The organism is Streptomyces sp. NPDC055287 (assembly GCF_053646035.1).
In genome coordinates this window covers 23,105-40,945 of the sequence record NZ_JBSHNE010000025.1, presented here as the reverse complement: position 1 = coordinate 40,945, position 17,841 = coordinate 23,105, and the positions used below count along the sequence as shown (strand labels likewise).

The following is a 17,841-nucleotide window of genomic DNA, read 5'->3' as shown; positions in this document are numbered from 1 at the left end:
TGCAACTCGTTGCATAGACAAGCGGCACGGCCCGGGTGAGACACGGCTCACCTGCCCCGCGTGTACCTGCGTGCACCAGGCAGCTTGTGCACCACCTGGCCGCCGGAGCCCGCACAGGGGTACAAATGAGACTGTGGTCGATCTTTTCACCCCGTGCCGGGCGGGTCGGTGCGGTCACTGACCAGGAAGGGCCCGCGAAGCGTCGCCGGACAGGTCTTCGTCCTCCAGGTGGCGGTCGTGCTGCTGCTCGCCGCCGGGGCCGTGCTGGCCCTGGTGCTCCAGTCGCGCCACGACGGCGAGCGTGAGGCCCGCAACCGGTCGGTCGCGGTCGCCGAGACGTTCGCCCGCTCGCTCGGACTCAGCGAGGCGCTGAGGGCCCCGGACCCGTCCGAGATCCTCCAGCCGCTCACGGAGGAGACGCGCAAACAGGCCGGCGTCGACTTCATCGTGGTGATGGACACCAGCGGGATCCGCTACACGCACCCCCAGCCCGACCTGATCGGCGAGCGCTTCGTCGGCACGATCGACCCGTCTCTGGCCGGACGGGTCCACACCGAGAGCGTGGACGGGCCCCTCGGCCAGGAGATCCAGGCCGTCGTCCCGGTGACGGCCGCCGACGGCGAGGTGGTGGCGCTGGTATCGGCCGGTCTCACCGTGCAGAACGTCTCCGGCGTGGTCGAGCGGCAGCTCCCGGTCATCCTCGGCGTCAGCGCGGCCGCCCTGGCCCTGGCCACGGCCGGCACGGCACTGGTCGCCAGACGGCTGCGGCGGCAGACCCATGGGCTCGGCACCCTCGAGATGACCCGTATGTACGAACACCACGACGCGGTCCTGCACGCCGTCCGGGAGGGCGTCCTGATCACCGACGGGGACGGCCGCCTGCTGCTCGCGAACGACGAGGCGAAACGGCTGCTCGGGCTTCCGGCCGACGCGGAGGGACGGCACGTCGGGCAGCTGCCGCACCTCGACCAGCAGATAGCCGGCCTTCTGCTGTCCGGCCGGGAGGCCACCGACGAGGTCCTCGCGGCCGGGAACCGGCTGCTCGTGGTGAACCAACGGCCGACGAAACCCCACGGCCAGCCCGAGGGGGCCGCCGTCACCATCCGCGACTCCACCGAGATGCGCGTCCTCACGGGCCGGGCCGACGCGGCTCGCCGGCGGCTGAAGCTCCTGTACGACGCGGGGGTCGGCATCGGCACCACGCTCGACGTGCGGCGGACGGCCGAGGAGCTGGCGGACGTCGCCGTGCCCCGGTTCGCGGACTTCGTGACCGTCGATCTGGCCGACCAGGTGCTGCACGGCGACGAGCCGACCGGCACGGGCGCGGACCTGCGGCGTACGGCGGTCAGCGGCATCCGCGACGACCAGCCCCTCTATCCTCGCGGCAAGCTGATCGACTTCCTGCCGTCCACCCCGCAGGCCCGCGGGCTCGGCAGCGGCCAGGCCGAGCTGGTGCCCGACCTGTCGGACGCACCGGGCTGGTTCGCCCAGGACCCGCCCGTGGCGCAGAGCATCATCGACTACGGGATCCACTCCCTCATCACAGCGCCCCTCAAGGCGCGGGGCGTCGTCCTCGGACTGGTCAACTTCTGGCGGCTGGAGAAGCCGGAGCCCTTCGACGACGACGATCTGTCGCTGGCCGAGGAGCTGGTCGCGCGGGCCGCGGTCAGCATCGACAACGCCCGCCGTTACACCCGCGAGCACACGGTGGCCGTAGCGCTCCAGCGCAGCCTGCTGCCGCGCGGCCTCCCCGAGCACAGCGCCGTCGAGGTGGCGCACTACTACCTGCCCGCGCAGTCCGGGGTGGGCGGCGACTGGTTCGACGTCATCCCGCTGTCGGGCAGCCGGGTCGCCCTCGTCGTCGGTGACGTGGTCGGCCACGGACTGCACGCCGCGGCCACCATGGGGCGGCTGCGCACGGCGGTCCACAACTTCTCGTCCCTCGACCTGCCGCCCGACGAACTGCTGTCCCGCCTCGACGACCTCGTTCAGCGCATCGACCACAACGGCGAGGACGGCGCGGACGCCGACGACGACGGCATGCTGGGCGCCACCTGCCTGTACGCCGTGTACGACCCGGTGTCCCAGCGCTGCGTCATGGCACGGGCGGGACATCCGCCGCCGCTGGTGGTCCGTCCCGACGGGACGGTGGAGATCCTTCGGCTGCCGACCGGACCGCCGCTGGGGCTGGGCGGGATGCCGTTCGAGACCGCCGAGGTGCACCTGGCCGAGGGCAGCCAGCTCGTGCTCTACACCGACGGTCTGATCGAGGACCGTACCCGTGACATCGACGAGGGGCTGGAGCTGCTGCGCTCCGCCCTGAGCCGCCATCCGGACCGGCATCCGGAAGAGAGCTGCCGGGCGGTTCTCGACGTCCTGCTGCCGGCGCGTCCGCGGGACGACGTGGCTCTGCTCGTCGCCCGGACGCGGACGCTCGGCCCGGACCGCGTCGCCGAATGGGAGGTGCCGTTCGAACCGAGCGCGGTCGGTGCGATGCGAGCCGTCGCCGCGAAGAAGCTGGACGAATGGGACCTGTCAGCTCTCGCGTTCGGTACGGAGCTGATCCTCAGCGAGCTGATCACCAACGCCCTCCGCTACGGATCCGCTCCGGTCCGGATGCGGCTGCTGCGCGACCGTACCCTGACCTGCGAGGTGTCCGACGCGAGCAGCACCTCACCCCATCTGCGGTACGCCGCCACCACGGACGAGGGAGGACGGGGGCTGTTCCTGGTGGCGCAGCTGAGCCAGCGGTGGGGCACCCGCTACACGTCGGCGGGCAAGGTCATCTGGGCCGAGCAGGCGCTGCCCGGCGCCTCGGGGGAGCCGGCGCAGGAGCTCCTCGGCTTCTTCGACATCGACGACATCGACATCGACATCGACACCCCCTGAGGCTCGGCTCATGTCCGCCGGGTGCGCGCCAGCAACACTGCCACGTCGTCCTGCGCGAGGCGGGGCAGCAGCTGTTCGAGGATGCTGTCGCAGAGATCCTCCAGCGGCTGTTCGCGGTGCCCCAGGGCCCGTGCGAGCTTGCCCATGCCTTCGTCGAGGTCCCGGTCGCGGGCTTCGATGAGGCCGTCGGTGTAAAGGACCAGCAGGCTGCCGGGCGGCAGCGGCACCTGCTGCGTCCGGAAGTCAAGTCCTCCTGTCCCCAGCGGGACGCCCGGCAGGCCGTCGAGGAACGTGATCTCCCCGCCGGCGGTGGCCACGGCCGGCGGGGGGTGGCCGGCCCTGGCGATCACGCACTGGCCGGTGGCCGGGTTGTGGACGGCGTACACGCAGGTCGCCATCTCGTCCTCCCCCAGATCGGACACGACGGCGTCGAGCGAGCGGAGCATCTCGGCAGGGGAGATGTCGCGCCGGGCGAGCGTGCGTACCGCTGTGCGCAGCTGACCCATGACGGCCGCCGCGTGGATCCCGTGACCCATCACGTCCCCGATGACGAGTCCCGTTCTCCCCTCCGGCAGCGCGATGACGTCGAACCAGTCGCCGCCGACGTCGTGGTCGCTGGCGGGGAGGTAGCGCCCGGTGAGTTCGAGGCCCGTGACGTCGGGCAGCGCGCTGTTCGTCAGGCTGCGCCGCAGCGTGAGGGCGGCCTCCCGCTGGTTGGTGTACATGCGCGCGTTGTCGATGTTCAGCGCGGCGCGCGCGACCAGCTCGTCGACGAGTACGCAGTCCTGCTCGTCGAACGGCTCGCGGGTGCGCAGGCGCGTCACCACCACCGCGCCGAGCACCTTGCCGCGGGCGACGAGCGGGATCAGCCGCGCGGAGCCGAGCGTGGTGAGGTACGCGCGCAGCCGCTCGGCGCGCGGGTCGGTGATCAGCGCCGGGATGTCGGACTGGTACAGGTTCATGGGCCGCCCGTCGGCGATGACCCGCTCGTACACCGAGCCGAGCGGGATCTGGAGCGTCATGCCCGCCGTCAGCTTCGCCGTGGGTGCGGACGGATCGGGGAAGGAGGCCGCCAGCCTGCGGACCATGCCGTGGGTGGACGCGGCGGCCTCGTCCGGTTCCAGGACGTCTTCCAGCATCTGTACGTCGGCCGAGTCGGCGAGCTGCGGCACGAGCAGCTGCACCACCTCCTCGGCAGTCTGCCGCAGGTCCAGCGTGGTGCCGATCCGGGTGCCGGCCTCGGCGAGCAGGGCGAAGCGGCGCTTGGCCCGTTCGGCCTCGATCTGCGCCTGCTGGCCCTCGGTGATGTCGATCAGCGAGGCGATGAGTCCCAGTCTGCGGCCCGCGTTGTCGAGCAGCGGGGCGTAGGAGCAGGACCAGGTCCGGTCGTGGTCCGGGGCGGCGGCGGTCCGGCCGGTCCTGCGGGCGTCGACGACGGACGTACCGCGGTCCAGGACCTGCTGCATCATCGCCTCGAGCGCGGTGGCATTGACACCGGGCACCACCTCGGTCAGCCGCTTGCCGAGGTGCTCGGCCGGGGAGACACCGTTCATCCGGGCCAGTGCGTCGTTGACCCGCAGGAACCGAAGGTCGGGTCCGAGGGTGGCCAGGCCGATGGGTGACTGGCTGAACAGGCTCTCCAGGGCCGCCAGGGAGTCCCGCATGTGCAGGACCTCGGAGGTCTCCACGGCGATCAGCAGGGTGCCGGGCCTGCCCCGCGGGTCGGCGGCGGGGACGATCCACATCTCCATCGTCACGCAGTGGCCGTCGCGATGGCGCACGGGCAGGGTCCCGACCACGGTCTCGCCCGCCTGGACCCGCCGGGTCAGCGAGCCGGCCAGTTCCAGGTTGACGTCGGGGACCAGGATCGGCAGGGCCAGCCGGCCGAGTACGTCCTCGGGCTGATGCCCGAGCAGGTCACGGGCGGCCAGCGACCACTCCACGATGCGCCCGTCCGCGTCCTCTCGCCACAGCGCGATCGGAAGCAGCTCGCGGAGCACGCCCGCGTACCCGACAACCCCTGCGGGCTGCCCCGGCACCTGGCCCGCCGACTGGTATGTGTCCAACGCATCGACCTAACCCGGGAGGGCGCATTTCCTACGGAATCACCTTATCCGAGGCATCGGCGTTGGGCGCCTCCTCGGCCCCTCGGCTCCGTCGGGCGGGGACGTCCTCCCGCCCCTCCGGTGGCGTGTCCGACGCCTCTGCTGGCGCTGATCGTCTTCGCCGCCCTGGCCGTCGGCGTGCGCGGCGCCGACGTCCCGACACGACGGTGGTCCGCGCGGAGCTGACCCACGCCCCGACGGTGTACGGAGAATCACCGTCGCCGTAGTCTCGGGTGCCGTGGGACCGGCGTTGGCGGTGCCGGGCCCGGGTAGGTACTGCGGTCCCGGCCGAGATCAGCCCCGACAGCTAGGAGTACGACGCGTGTCCCCTCTCTTCCCGGCCCTGGCCGCCGGCTCGGACCATCAGGCACTGTGCTTCGGCGACCGTTCCCTGACCCATGCCGAACTGGCCGCCGCAGCGGGCGCGACGGCCGGCAGGCTCCAGGGGGCCGGACGGGTCGCGGTCTGGGCGACGCCCACCCTGGAGACCGCTGTCGCCGTGGTCGCCGCGCTCCTCGCCGGTGTGCCGGCCGTACCGCTCAACCCGAAGACCGGCGAGCGCGAGCTGGAGCACATCCTTTCCGACAGCGGGCCGGCGCTGGTACTGGCCGCCCCCGGGGACCGGCTTCCGACGGTCCTGGACGCACTGGACCGCATCGACGTCGACGTACGCGCGACCGGGCCGGCGCTACTCCCGCCGGAGCCGTCCGCCGAGTCCCCCGCCCTGATCGTCTACACCTCCGGCACCACCGGCCCTCCCAAGGGCGCCGTGCTGCCGCGTCGCGCCATCACCTCCAGCCTGGACGCGCTGGCCGACGCCTGGCAGTGGACCGCGGACGACGTACTGGTCCACGCCCTGCCTCTCTTCCACGTACACGGACTGATCCTCGGCATCCTCGGCCCGCTGCGCCGTGGCGGCGCCGTCCACCACCTCGGCCGCTTCGAGACGGACGCCGTGGCCCACGAGCTGGCCGCTCACGGAACGATGCTCTTCGGCGTTCCGACCATGTACCACCGCATCGCAGAAGCGCTCCCCGGCGATCCGGCGCTCGCCAAGGCCCTGTCCGGTGCGCGGCTGCTGGTCTCCGGGTCCGCCGCGCTGCCGGTGCACGACCACGAGCGCATCGCCGCCGCGACCGGACGGCGGGTCATCGAGCGGTACGGCATGACCGAGACCCTGATGAACACGAGCGTCCGCGCCGACGGTGAGCCCAGGCCCGGCACGGTCGGCGTGCCGCTCGACGGCGTGGAGGTGCGGCTGGTCGAGGAGTCGGGCGAGGAGATCACGGCGTACGACAGCGAGAGCGTCGGCGAGATCCAGGTGCGGGGGGCGAACCTGTTCACCGAGTACCTGAACCGTCCGGACGCGACCGCCGCGGCCTTCGACGGCGACTGGTTCCGCACCGGGGACATGGCGACGCGCGACCCGGACGGTTATGTACGCATCGTCGGCCGCAAGGCCACCGATCTCATCAAGAGCGGCGGCTACAAAATCGGCGCCGGCGAGATCGAGAACGCGCTCCTCGATCACCCGGGGGTGCGGGAGGCGGCGGTCACCGGGGAATCGGACGCGGATCTCGGCGAGCGGATCGTCGCCTGGATCGTACCGTCGGACAGCCGGTACCCGCCCACCGCCGAGGAGTTGGCGAGTCACGTGGCAGGGCAGCTGTCTCCGCACAAACGGCCCCGCGTGGTGCGGCTGCTGGACGCGCTGCCGCGCAACGACATGGGCAAGATCATGAAGCGGGCCCTGCATGGCTGACCCCTGGACGGCGCGCGAAGCGATCGCCGCGGTGGTGGACCGGGAAAGCTTCACCGAACTGCCCGACGCGAGGCGGCCTCAGGGACCGTCCGAGGACGTCGACGGCCCGATCGGCTGGCCGGGATACGGACAGTCGCTCGCCCGCGCCGAGGAGCGCACCGGTGAACGCGAGTCGGCCGTCTGCGGCACCGGCTCGATGGGCGGTACCGAAGTGGTCGTCGTGTCCTTCGAGTTCGGGTTCCTGGGCGGCTCCCTCGGGGAGCCCACCGGCGACCGACTGGAGGCCGCCTACACGGTGGCCCGCGAGCGCCACGCTCCGCTCGTGTCGCTGATCGCCACCGGTGGCAGCCGCATGCAGGAGGGCATGCGCGCGCTGGTGCAACTCCAGCGCGTGGCGCACCAGTCCGCTCTGCTGCGGAGCGCCGGAGTGCCGCAGGTCGCCGTCCTGCGCGACCCCACGACAGGGGGCGGGTGGGCGACGCTCGGTGCGGGCGCGGACGTGATCCTGGCCCTGCCCGGTGCGCAGGTCGGCTTCGCCGGATCGAGGGTACGGCCGCCGGACGCCGACCCAGGGGCGTACACCGCCGAAGGGCAGTTGGCCGCAGGCCAGATCGACGCGGTCGTACGCCGCGAGGACCTGCCCGGCGCGCTGGCGCGGTGGCTGCGCCACTTGACCACGGCCCCCTGGGCCGGGCCGCCCGAACCCCCCGGCTCCCTCGCCGCGTACGCGGGTCACCCGGCCACGCCGACCGGCTGGGAGGCGGTGACACGGGCCCGCTCCCCCGAACGGCCGCGCGCCGACGCGTACCTTGCCGCGTACTTCGACCGGGTCCAGGAGATCAGTGGTGACCGGTGCGGCGGCACGGACCCGGGCATGCGCTGCGGCTTCGGACTGCGGGAGGGCCGCTCGATCGCGTACGCCGCCCAGTGCGGCACCGCGACCCTCCCGGCCGGCTTCCGGACGGCTGCCCGCCTGGTCCGCCTCGCCGGCCGGCTCGGCATCCCCGTGCTCACCCTCATCGACACGCCGGGCGCGGCCAACGACGCCTCGGCGGAACGGGCGGGCGCGGGCGCCGCCATCGCGGACCTCTTCGGCGCGATGGCCACGGCGCGCGTACCGCTCACCAGTCTCCTCGTCGGCGAGGGCGGCTCGGGGGGCGCGCTGGCGCTGGCCGCGCCCGGCAACCTCTGGGCCACGCACGACAGCTACTTCTCGGTGATCGCGCCGGAGTTGGCGGCCGCCATCCTCAAACGCACGCCGGACCGCGTCCCGGAAACCGCCGGCCTGCTGCGCCTGCGGCCCCAGGACCTGGTCGATCTGGGCATCGCGCGCGGGGTCGTGGGCTGACGCCCCGGGTCACGTCGAGGTGTCCTGGGCGGCGGTCCTCCCGGGCGGCAGGCCCTCCGCGGCCAGCGCGATGTTGCGGGCCATGCCGCCGAAGACGACGGCGTGGAACGGCGCGACGCTCCACCAGTACGCGTGCCCGAGCAGGCCGTGGGGATGGAACAGGGCCCGCTGCCGGTAGCGGGTGCAGCCGGCCTCGTCCCGTTCGGCGTACATCTCCAGCCACGCGAGGCCCGGCAACCTCATCTCGGCCCGCAACCGGAGCAGCCGGCCGCGCTCGATCTCCTCGACCCTCCAGAAGTCCAGCGAGTCGCCCACCCGCAGCCGGTGGGCGTCGCGGCGGCCGCGCCTGAGCCCCACACCACCGACCAGGCGGTCCGCCCAGCCGCGCACGGCCCACGCGAGGGGGAAGGAGTACCAGCCGTTCTCGCCGCCCACGCCCTCGATCACCCGCCACAGGTCCTGCGGCGAGGCGTCGACGGTCAGCTCACGCCGGTCGGTGTAGAGGCTGCCGCCGGCCCAGTCGGGGTCCGTGGGCAACGGGTCGCTGGGGGCGCCGGGCACCGACGCCGACGACCAGCGGGTGGCGACACGGGCGTCCCGGACCCGCTGGAGCGCCAGAGCGAGCGCCCTGTCCACGCCGACCGGGGAGCCCGGCGGATCGGGGACGTACGTGGCGATGTCGTGTTCGTGGCAGACGACTTCGTGACGCAGTGATTCGGCCAGCGGACGGGCGATCGAGTGGGGCACCGGTGTGACCAGCCCGACCCAGTGGCTGGACAGCCCGGGGGTCAGGACCGGCACGGGGACGATGAGGCGCCGCGGCAGCCCTGCCACGGCCGCGTACCTACGCATCATGTCCCGGTACGTGACGACATCGGTGCCGCCGATGTCGAACGCGCGGTTCACCTCGGCGGGCATGTCCGCACTGCCGACGAGGTAGCGCAGGACGTCGCGCACCGCGATCGGCTGGATGCGGGTACGCACCCAGCTGGGCGTGACCATGACCGGAAGGCGCTCGGTGAGGTAGCGGAGCATCTCGAAAGAGGCGGAGCCTGAACCGATGATGACCGCCGCGCGCAGTACGGTCGTCGGGACCCCCGAACCCAGCAGGATCGCGCCCACTTCGGCGCGCGAGCGCAGATGGGGCGACAGCTCGTGTTCCGGCACGTCCCGCGGTGTCAGCCCGCCGAGGTAGACGATGCGCCGCACGCCTGCTGCGCGGGCCTGCTCGCCGAAGATCTCGGCGGCCCGGCGGTCGGTCCGTTCGAAATCCTTACCGGTACCGAGGGCGTGGACCAGGTAGTACGCGACATCGACGCCCCGCATCGCGTCGCGTACCGAACCCTCGTCAGTGACGTCGCCGCGCACCACTTCGACGCGGTCCGCCCAGGGGTGGTCGCGCAGTTTGCCCGGGGAACGGGCCAGGCAGCGCACCTGGTGACCGGCCCCGAGCAGTTCGGGGACGAGCCGGCCACCGATGTAGCCGGTGGCACCGGTGACCAGGCACCGAAGGTGCGGTGTTCCGTTCGCGTGCGTCATGTGCGCCTCCGTCTTGACCGGCGTTCGTCGGCAGCGCCGGTCACCACCGTTCCCCGCTGCTCTCCGTCCACTGAAACCTTTTCCACCCGCTGGTGCGCGCGGACACGGCGGACGGAGCCGTTTGGGCCGATCGGGTGACCGCTGCCGACGGCGTCACGACTGTGCGATCGGCCGCCCACCCGGCGCAGGGGCCTGCAGCAGCGTCTCCGCGAGCAGCTCCGCGAACTCGGCCGGGTGCTCGGCACAGCCGATGTGCCCTCCCGGGAACTCCACCGGTTCGCTGCCGAGTTGCCCGGCGAGGGACGCCGCGGTGCGGTACAGCAGCTGTCCGCGCGAGTCGCGTCCGACGCCGACGGCCAGCCTGGCCGACAGGGGCTTGAGCGTGGCCACGTCCGGCACGTACGCGGTGAATTGGCGCAGCACGCGGGCCACGAAGATCTCCATCGGGCTCGACGGGCCGGTGGCGTGCGACGGGTGGACATCGGCGCCGGCCCCGGGCCCCGGGCCGTCCGCCGTGTCGGGGAAGCAGTCGTCGGTCAGACCGGCGTTCAGCCGGGCCGCCGCGGGCCCGAGGCCGCGGGCACGGAAGACGTCGTACACCTCCGCGAACATCGCGCGGTGCCGCGCCGCGTCCGGCAGCACTTCCGTGACCGGCGGCTCGTGCGCGACCACTCGACGCAGCCGGTCCGGGTGCCGGGCCAGCAGGTCCAGGGCGGTGATGGCGCCCGAGCTGCTCCCGAAGGCGTACGCGGAGTCGCCGGCCGGCAGCAGCTCGTCGAGCAGGCGGTGCGCGTTCTCGCTCCACGTCCGCACCCGCTGGTCCCCGACCGGCCCGTCCGGCAGACCGCGCGACAGACCCAGCGGGTCGTACGTCACCACCGTGAACCGCCCGCTGAGTCGCGCCGTCATCTCCTCGAAGCCCGTGGGATCGCCCGCCCCTCCCGGGATCAGCAGCAGCACGGGTCCGGTGCCGCACACTTCGTGGTACGGGTCAGTCATCGCTCTCCTCCGGCTTCGTCGCAGGCCAGTTCTCCAGCAGGAAGTGCAGCGCGGCGACGGACCGGTCCCACGACGTCTGTACGTCGCGGGGAGCGCCGAAGCCGCCGGCGGCCTCGAGGGTGCAGTAGCCGTGGAACGCCGAGCGCAGCAGCCTCACTGCGTCGGTGATGTCCGGCTCGTCGAGCCGGTAGGCGCGCAGCATCGCGTACGTGACGTCAATGGTGCGCCGGTACGCCGGGGTCTCGGCGACGACGGCAGGATCGGCCTTGAACTGCGTCGCCGCGTACCGCCCCGGATGCCGGAGGGCGTACTCCCGGTACGCCCCCGCGAACCCGGCCAGCGCTTCCTCGCCGGACCGCCCGGCGACGGCGTCGGCGATCCGCTCGACGAACTCCCCGACCGCCAGCACGGCGACGCGCGTGCGCAGGTCGCGCAGGCCCTTGACGTGCGAGTACAGACTCGCGTCCTTCACGCCGAAGTGCCGCGCCAGCGCGGACACGGTGACGTTGTCGAACCCGACCTCGTCCGCGAGCTCGGCCGCGGCCTCCACCACCCGGGCGACCGTGAGTCCGGCGCGGCCCATCGGCCACCTCCCGCTGATTGCAACCTAGGGATACTAGGCAGAAACCTAGCAGAACTAGGACGCGGACCGCCCCGGCCCGTCGGCCGGTCGGCCGGTCGGTCCAGGAGGGTGGTGACTTCAAGGAAGTCGTCGTAGGCCTCGCCGTACTGCTTGGGCCACCTGCGCGAAGTGGGCGGCGGGCATTCTCGAAACCGCCGCCGGATTCCCGGGACATCTGGGGTACGGCCTGTTCCGGCCGTCGGCGGACGGCAGCCCCTGGTTCCTCGTCCACCGCTTTCGCGACGCCGCCGCGTGCCGGACATGGCAGAACTCGGCGGAACGCGCGGCGTGGTTCGACCACTGCGAGGGGCACCATCACACCGAGATCGCCCGCCGGGAGCTGACGGGAATGGAAACGTGGTTCGCCAAGCCGGGATCGGTCCAGCCGGCGCCTCCCCGGTGGAAGATGGCGATCAGTTCATCCCTGGCCGTCTATCCGATCTCGCTGATCGCCAACGTCACGTTCGTTCCGCCGCTCGCCACCGCGCTGCCGCTGCTGGTCAACACGGCGGTGATATCGGCTGTGTTGAGCGTGACCATGACGTACGTGGCCATGCCGGCCGTCAGCAGGGTGCTGCGCCGGTGGCTCGGCACCCCGGCGGCGCCGGGCCCGCGCGAAGCGGGCTGACCGGCGCCCGTCAGTACCGTTGCGCCTTGGCGATCCTCGCCCTCAGGTCCAGTTCGGCCGGTTTCCGGCTGATGGCGAGCGGCTGCGCCCTCTCGCCCGGTTCGAGGTCCTGCGCTCCGACGGTTCTGCTCTCCACGACCTTGCCGGACGGATCGGTGAAGTCGACCTGGACCGCGTACGACGCCTGCTGGTCGGAACGGTTGGTGATGTTGACGACGACAGCCAGCAGACCGCCGGTCTCGGCTCGCGGCTTCCCCGTGAGCGAGACGTCCGACTTCGCGTTGCCTTCGCCGTCCACCTTCTCCAGCTCGTCAGCGGCTGCCTGGTTCGCACGGGCGACGTCGGCGGAGACCGATGCCTCGAAGGCGGACGCGGCAGCCGACGCGGACGAAGCGGCGGCGGACGCCGAGGCGCGCACCGACGCGTCCGCCGAGGCCAGGGCGGACGGCGGTGTGCCCGTGAAGGAGGAGGTGTCCGGGGGCGTCGGGCGAGGACTGAACGAAGTAGGAGTACTGGAGTCTCCGTTGTCGGTGCTGCATGACACCAGGGCTGTCATGCCCGATACCGTCATGAGGAGTACCAGAGCAACCGAGGCCCGCCGTTTCTTGCCGGGCCTGCCTTTTTCGCACGCGGTCATAGAGAATTCATTCCTTTCCTCCCACCGCCCAGAAGCAGGGCACTATGCACCATATGCACGATTTCGATGAGCTGTGCCTGTGAGGCGCGCCGTCGGGGTCGTCTTATGGGATCAGAGACGGATCTCGCGGGACGCCCGTACGGTCGCGTGCTCCCGCGAGGCGCTGCTGGAGCCGCAGATGCCGGAACTCGTAGTGCGCGCCCGACTGGCGCAGCACCCCGCGCCGGTGAGCCTCTTCGAGGAAGCCCATGAGGCGCCACGGCGCCCGGCCGGTCACGGCCAGCCAGATCCGGGTCACACCGAGCCTGCCCCAGGCGCTCAGCGCGAGCGCGGAGGTGCCCAGGGGCAGCCACAGCTGGGTGTGCACGGTGGCCGGGAACCCGTCCCTGCCGAGTGCGGAGATCAGCACCAGACAGACCCCGCCGGCGACGACCGAGACGATCGCGGCGCGGACGAAGGTCGCTGAGCGATCCGTCCGCAGGGTGCTCCGCGGACCGGTGGACCGGATCACGTCCGACGACATGTTCAGAGCCCGGTAGACGCCCGAGGCGCAGCCGCCGACGACCCCGAACAGCACTCCGATACCGGCGAGGGGCATCACGGAATCCGCGACGATGTCCGCGGCATCGCGCCGGGCGAGCCACAGCTGGGCGCGGCCCGGCATGCCCAACACCACGTTCCGAACGTCGGCGGCCCTCCCGTCGGCCGTCCTGAGCATCGGCTGCCCGTTCTCCGTCCGGACGCGGATGACCTCGTAGAACGGGTGGTGCGGCTGCCCGTAGCGGCCGAACCCGGCGCCCACGGGTACCGCGAGCGGCCTCGTCACGCCCTCCCGGTACAGCAATTCGCCCCGGTACCTGCCGAGGGAGGTGAGAGCGCGGCCGCCGTCCGTCGTGTCCGCGCGCCAGCCGCCGATCACTTCGCCGTCGGCCGGGGCTTTCGCGGCCCCGAGTTCGTACGCGGCGAAGGCGCCGACGACCGCGCCCATCACCGTGAACGCGGACACCCCCACGAGCAGACAGACACAGAAACCGCGCGCCATTCCGGTCCCGAAGCGGCTCAGGACCCTGTGGTGAGCGCCATGCACGCCGGCCTGCCGTTCCGCACGTCGCAGCCCCGCCCGGTAAAGGAACAGCCCGGCGACCAGGCAGGTGACGGGCGGGAGCAGCCTCCACACGGCGTCGCTGTCGGCACCGGCCAGGGAGGAGACGAAGAGTCCCACGCCGCCGCACGCGAACGCGCCGCCCACGAGGCGCACGGCCGCCTGTGCGCGCGGGCTGCCGGCCCACGGGAGGCTCAGGGGCAGAGGGCGCCGGGGCAGCCCGGCGACGGCGAAGATCAGCGGGAACAGCACGCCGGTGTTGAGCCCGTTGAGCAGGTGGGTGAGTTCGGGGGTACGCACCATGCCGAGCGCCACGCCGAAGATCGGTGGAGCGAGCAGCCCGAGGCCCGCGCCGGTCACCGCGAAGGCCGCGATCACCGTGCCCGCCAGTCGGAGCAATGGGCGCAGACCTTGCCGGGACCGCTCCGTGGGAGGCAGCAGGAAGGCAAGACCGAAGCAGGTGCCCAGAAGAAAACCCGTGAGATGCATGACGACCGACAACCCGGTGTCCCAGTCCGCCGCCAGTCGGTCGCCGTACCGCACCAGCGGCGACAGCAGCGCGACCGTGGCCAGGAGCGTGAAGCACGCGGGCCCCACGACCCGCAGTACGCGCGGCATCGCATCGCCCAGCTCCCACCAGGCGAGCCGCCCGGTGCCCCGGCGTTCCAGATCGCGAGCGAAGTGGCACAGCCAGCGGTGCGCCGCCTCCGGTGGCCAGGAGTGGCTGCCCGGCCCACTGCCCGGTCCGCCGGTCCGCCCGTCGTCCGGTTCGTCGCCGAACGAAGCGGGGACGAAGGCGTCCAGCAGGTGCTCCTCGATGCGTTCCGCCGTGGGGAACCGCTCGCTGTCCAGCAGCTCGGCCGGGTCGTCCGACCGGTCGCCGTAGACCGTGCGGGCCAGAGCGACCATCAGCGGCGTACGCAGCGCTTCCGTCAGCTGCGCGGAAGGCCGGCGCAGGATGGGGGTCCACCGGGTGGAGCCGTCGGCGCCGGGGGGCGCCGTTCGCTCCAGATAGGTCCGTACCGCGCTGAAGTCCGGCGGTCGCAGCCTCACGACCTCGGCGGAGGTCAGCACGTCGCCGTCGCGCACGGCTTGCTCCCAGTCCGCGCTGCGGCACGTGAGCAGGACGGCCAGCCGTTCGCCGAGTTCGGAGTTGAGCCGCCGAACAGCCTTGACCCGCGCGGGCCCGGGCAGTTCGTCCAGGCCGTCGAGTACGGGAAGCACGAGACCGGCGTCCACGAGTTCACGGGCCAGGGTGCCGGTGCCCGTACGGGAGGCCGTGGCCAGGGGCCGGTATTCGGCGGCCAGCCGCTCGGCCAGCCACTCGCGCAGGCCGACGGACCGGGGATCCCAGTTCGCCAGGGAGATGAACACGGGAACGGGACCGCCCGGCTGCCTGGCGGCGAGCACCCCCAGCACGAACTGCACGGCGAGAATGGTCTTTCCGGCCCCGGGTCCGCCCAGCACGACCAGCCGGCCGGACGGAATCGCCGTGAACGCCTCGACGATCCTGACGGGGCGCCGGGCTCCGTCGCGCGGCGCGGGCAGAAGCCGCCCCTGCCACTCCCACTGCCCCTGCCCCTGCCCCTGCCCCTGCCGGACATTGCGCCGATGGTCGGCGAGCGGTGGGCCCACGCGGGACCAGTGGACGCCCAGCGGCTCCGGGTCCTGGAGGCGGCGCAGCTGTGCCTCCGCCGTCCACTGCTCCCGTACCGCCTCGGCGAGGGCGTCGGCCGCCCGCTGCCGGCGGTCACCCTGCGGCCCGGGGTCCGTGTCCGCCGACCCGCGCACGAAGTCGACCGCGAAGGCGCAGACGGCCACGAACGCGGAGACCGCCGAGATCCACATCGAAGCGGCATCGCTGTCCCCGCGATTGCGCGACAGGGCCACGGCCAGCGCGACCAGCGCCAGGCAGGCCAGGCCGAGCCCGACACGCCGTTGTATACGCGACTCCCCCAGCGGTGCCCACATCGACGCGCACCCCCCGGGCCGTCACGTTCCGTTCCGAAGTGACAACGGCCCGTCAGGAGCACCGTTACGCGGCTCCACAGGCGCGCGGGAGCGTTACGGGGGCGCGTCCGCGGCACGGACCGGGACTTCCGGTCCGCCCTCGGTCAAGAGCTCGCCGTCACGGGCGAGTTGCCCTTGTCGCCCACCGAGCCGTCCGTCGCGGACTCCGGTATCGGCCGGTCGGCCCGCAGTGCCTGCCACACCTGGTGGGAAGCCTTTTCGAGCGGGACGACCCGGGCGGGGTCCGCCGGATCGTAGGTGACCGGCATCGTGACCATGTCCATGTTGTCGGAGCTGATGCCCTTGAGGTCCTTGGCCAGGCCGAGCAGCTTGTCCGCGGACGCCAGTCCCGAGTCGGCGCTGACCGTCTTGGTCGCGGTGTCGGCCAGGTCGTAGAGCTTGGCCGGGTTGCCGAACAGCCCGACGCTGTTGACCCGTTGGGTCAGCGCCCTGACGAAGGCCTGCTGCAGCTGGATGCGGCTGAGGTCACTGCCGTCGCCCACACCGTGCCGGGTCCGCACCAGCCCGAGGGCCTGCTCGCCCTTGAGTGTGTGCTTGCCGGGCTGGAGGCTGAGGTGGCTGGAGTCGTCGTGGACGGCCTGCCGGGTGGTGATGTCGACCCCGCCGAGTTCGTCGATCAGCTTCTTGAAGCCGCTGAAGTCCACTTCGAGGTAGTGGTCCATGCGGACGCCCGACATCTTCTCGACGGTCTTCACGGCGCAGCCCGGACCGCCCAGCTGGAACGATTCGTTGAACATCGCCCGACGAGCGCCCGGCGCGGTACCGCCGTCCGGCGCCGGACAGTCGGGGCGGCTCACCAGGGTGTCGCGCGGGATGCTGACCACGCTGGCCTTGTGGTGGGACTTGTCCACGTGGAGGACCATCGTGGTGTCGGACCGGGCGCCGCCGACGCCCCGGCCGTACTCGCCGTGGGTCCCTGCCCGTGAGTCGGAACCGAGCAGGAGGATGTTCATCGCGCCGTCGCGCGAGCCGGTCGGACGGTCGTGGCCGAGGGCCGCGTCGATGTCGACGCCGTCGACGTTGCCGTCGAGATGCGACCAGAGGAGCCCGAGACCCGCTCCGCCCAGCCCCAGTACACCTGCGGCCGACCAGGCGGCGATGCGCCGCGCCCTGCGGCGCCCGCCCTTGCCCGGCCCCTCACCGGCCGGCAGGAGGCCTGCCGGCCCGGGCGTTTCGTTCCCGCTGTCAGGCAGCACGAGCTACTACGCCCCTTCCGTACGCGGCGGTGCGGTGCGGTGCGGTGTCTTGCCGTGTCGCGTCGTCGGCGATCAGTAGGCGGAGTCGACGTTGTCGATCGAGCCGTACCTGTCGGCCGCGTAGTTGGCGGCCGCGGTGATGTTGGCGACCGGGTCGGTCAGCTCCTTCGGGGTGCCCGCGACGTGGTAGGCGTCGAAGGTGGGCTGGATCACCTGCAGCAGACCCTTCGACGGGGTGCCGTTCTGCGCGTTGATGTCCCAGTCGTTCGACGCGTTGGGGTCGCCGCCGGACTCACGGATGATGTTGCGGTGCAGGCCCTCGTAGCTGCCCGGGATGCCCTTGTCCTTCATGATGTCCAGGGCCTCGCGGATCCAGCCGTCCAGCGTGTCCGGGTAGGAAGGTGCCTTCTTCGCCTTCGCGGCGCTGGCGTCCGCCTGAGCGAAGACTCCTGCTGCCGAGACCTTGGCCGCCACGGACGCACCGGTCGGCTCGGCCGCCTGCGCGGGGGACGGGGCGACGGACAGGGCGACTGCCGCGGCTCCGGCGGCGCACATCCCGGCAACCGAGAACTTGCGGATCTTGGCGGTACGGGCAGCGAAGGTCAGGGACTGAGCGGGCATACGGATGGAACTCTCCATTCGGTGACAACAGGGACAGCCGCGGTGACCTGCGACAGCGGAGCGGTGCTACGCGACGAGGTCTGCGATCGGCCGGAGCGAGTGACGCTCGACCGGTCGGGAGCGATCAGCTCCCCGGGGCTCGATCCATGGTTAGCGGCGGTCCGCGATGTCGGCAATGACCGGCTTTACTGCCCATCTACGTAGATGGGCTCCGAAAGGGGCCGGCGGCCCCCGCCCAGGACGCTGGGCCGCCCTGCGGGGGCGTACTACCGCACTTAGTATGTGACCTGGGACCTATGGGCCGACTCACAGCTTCGAGGCCGCAGCCGACCGGAAATCCGCCCTGCGGAAGCCCCTGCCGA

12 protein-coding genes and 1 pseudogene are annotated in these 17,841 nt (G+C 72.2%); 5 read left to right on the top strand and 8 right to left on the bottom strand.

Going from position 1 to position 17,841, the window contains the following annotated elements; translation table 11 throughout:
- The first annotated feature begins 168 nt into the window (after positions 1-168).
- Positions 169-2,889, top strand: coding sequence for a SpoIIE family protein phosphatase (locus ACWIHY_RS29005; RefSeq protein WP_454378782.1), 2,721 nt, complete (start codon positions 169-171; stop codon positions 2,887-2,889).
- A gap of 8 nt (positions 2,890-2,897) precedes the next feature.
- Here ACWIHY_RS29005 and ACWIHY_RS29000 read toward each other — a convergent pair whose 3' ends face one another.
- Positions 2,898-4,955 (bottom strand): SpoIIE family protein phosphatase, encoded by a 2,058-nt coding sequence (locus ACWIHY_RS29000; RefSeq protein ID WP_454378781.1) that lies wholly within the window; start codon positions 4,953-4,955, stop codon positions 2,898-2,900.
- Between the two features lie 361 nt (positions 4,956-5,316).
- Between ACWIHY_RS29000 and ACWIHY_RS28995 the strand changes: the two genes are divergently transcribed.
- A complete protein-coding gene (locus ACWIHY_RS28995; protein ID WP_454378780.1) occupies positions 5,317-6,756 on the top strand; it encodes an acyl-CoA synthetase in 1,440 nt (479 codons plus the stop codon).
- The gene (locus ACWIHY_RS28990) at positions 6,749-8,104 is read left to right on the top strand and encodes a carboxyl transferase domain-containing protein (RefSeq protein ID WP_454378779.1); all 1,356 of its coding nucleotides are present in this window, start codon (positions 6,749-6,751) and stop codon (positions 8,102-8,104) included. The genes ACWIHY_RS28995 and ACWIHY_RS28990 overlap by 8 nt, the downstream gene beginning before the upstream one ends.
- 9 nt (positions 8,105-8,113) lie before the next feature.
- On the opposite strand, the gene ACWIHY_RS28985 is transcribed toward ACWIHY_RS28990, so the two are convergent.
- The 3 genes from ACWIHY_RS28985 to ACWIHY_RS28975 all read right to left on the bottom strand — a co-directional run bounded on the left by ACWIHY_RS28985 (position 8,114) and on the right by ACWIHY_RS28975 (position 11,225).
- Positions 8,114-9,643, bottom strand: coding sequence for an SDR family oxidoreductase (locus tag ACWIHY_RS28985; protein ID WP_454378778.1), 1,530 nt, complete (start codon positions 9,641-9,643; stop codon positions 8,114-8,116).
- A gap of 153 nt (positions 9,644-9,796) precedes the next feature.
- Positions 9,797-10,642 carry an alpha/beta fold hydrolase gene (locus ACWIHY_RS28980; RefSeq protein ID WP_454378777.1) on the bottom strand — a complete coding sequence of 282 codons (846 nt, stop codon included), beginning with the start codon at positions 10,640-10,642 and terminating at the stop codon, positions 9,797-9,799.
- Positions 10,635-11,225, bottom strand: coding sequence for a TetR/AcrR family transcriptional regulator (locus tag ACWIHY_RS28975; protein ID WP_454378776.1), 591 nt, complete (start codon positions 11,223-11,225; stop codon positions 10,635-10,637). The genes ACWIHY_RS28980 and ACWIHY_RS28975 overlap by 8 nt, the downstream gene beginning before the upstream one ends.
- A gap of 181 nt (positions 11,226-11,406) precedes the next feature.
- Between ACWIHY_RS28975 and ACWIHY_RS28970 the strand changes: the two are divergent.
- Both ACWIHY_RS28970 and ACWIHY_RS28965 read left to right on the top strand, forming a co-directional pair.
- Positions 11,407-11,499: pseudogene (locus ACWIHY_RS28970) on the top strand (antibiotic biosynthesis monooxygenase); the annotation flags it as partial.
- A gap of 114 nt (positions 11,500-11,613) precedes the next feature.
- Positions 11,614-11,892, top strand: a complete 279-nt coding sequence (locus ACWIHY_RS28965; RefSeq protein ID WP_454378774.1) for a hypothetical protein — start codon at positions 11,614-11,616, stop codon at positions 11,890-11,892.
- Positions 11,893-11,902: 10 nt separating this feature from the next.
- Here the strand turns inward: ACWIHY_RS28965 and ACWIHY_RS28960 are convergent, their stop codons facing one another.
- The 4 genes from ACWIHY_RS28960 to ACWIHY_RS28945 all read right to left on the bottom strand — a co-directional run bounded on the left by ACWIHY_RS28960 (position 11,903) and on the right by ACWIHY_RS28945 (position 17,479).
- Entirely contained in the window at positions 11,903-12,448 is a 546-nt protein-coding gene (locus ACWIHY_RS28960) for a hypothetical protein (RefSeq protein ID WP_454378772.1), read from the bottom strand.
- 184 nt (positions 12,449-12,632) lie between these two features.
- On the bottom strand, positions 12,633-15,602 hold the full coding sequence (locus ACWIHY_RS28955; RefSeq protein ID WP_454378770.1) for an NACHT domain-containing protein: 2,970 nt from the start codon (positions 15,600-15,602) through the stop codon (positions 12,633-12,635).
- Positions 15,603-15,745: 143 nt separating this feature from the next.
- Complete coding sequence (locus tag ACWIHY_RS28950) at positions 15,746-16,813, bottom strand: LCP family protein (protein ID WP_454378844.1); 1,068 nt, start codon at positions 16,811-16,813, stop codon at positions 15,746-15,748.
- 117 nt (positions 16,814-16,930) lie between these two features.
- The gene (locus tag ACWIHY_RS28945; protein WP_454378768.1) at positions 16,931-17,479 is read right to left on the bottom strand and encodes a transglycosylase SLT domain-containing protein; all 549 of its coding nucleotides are present in this window, start codon (positions 17,477-17,479) and stop codon (positions 16,931-16,933) included.
- Positions 17,480-17,841 lie beyond the last annotated feature (362 nt).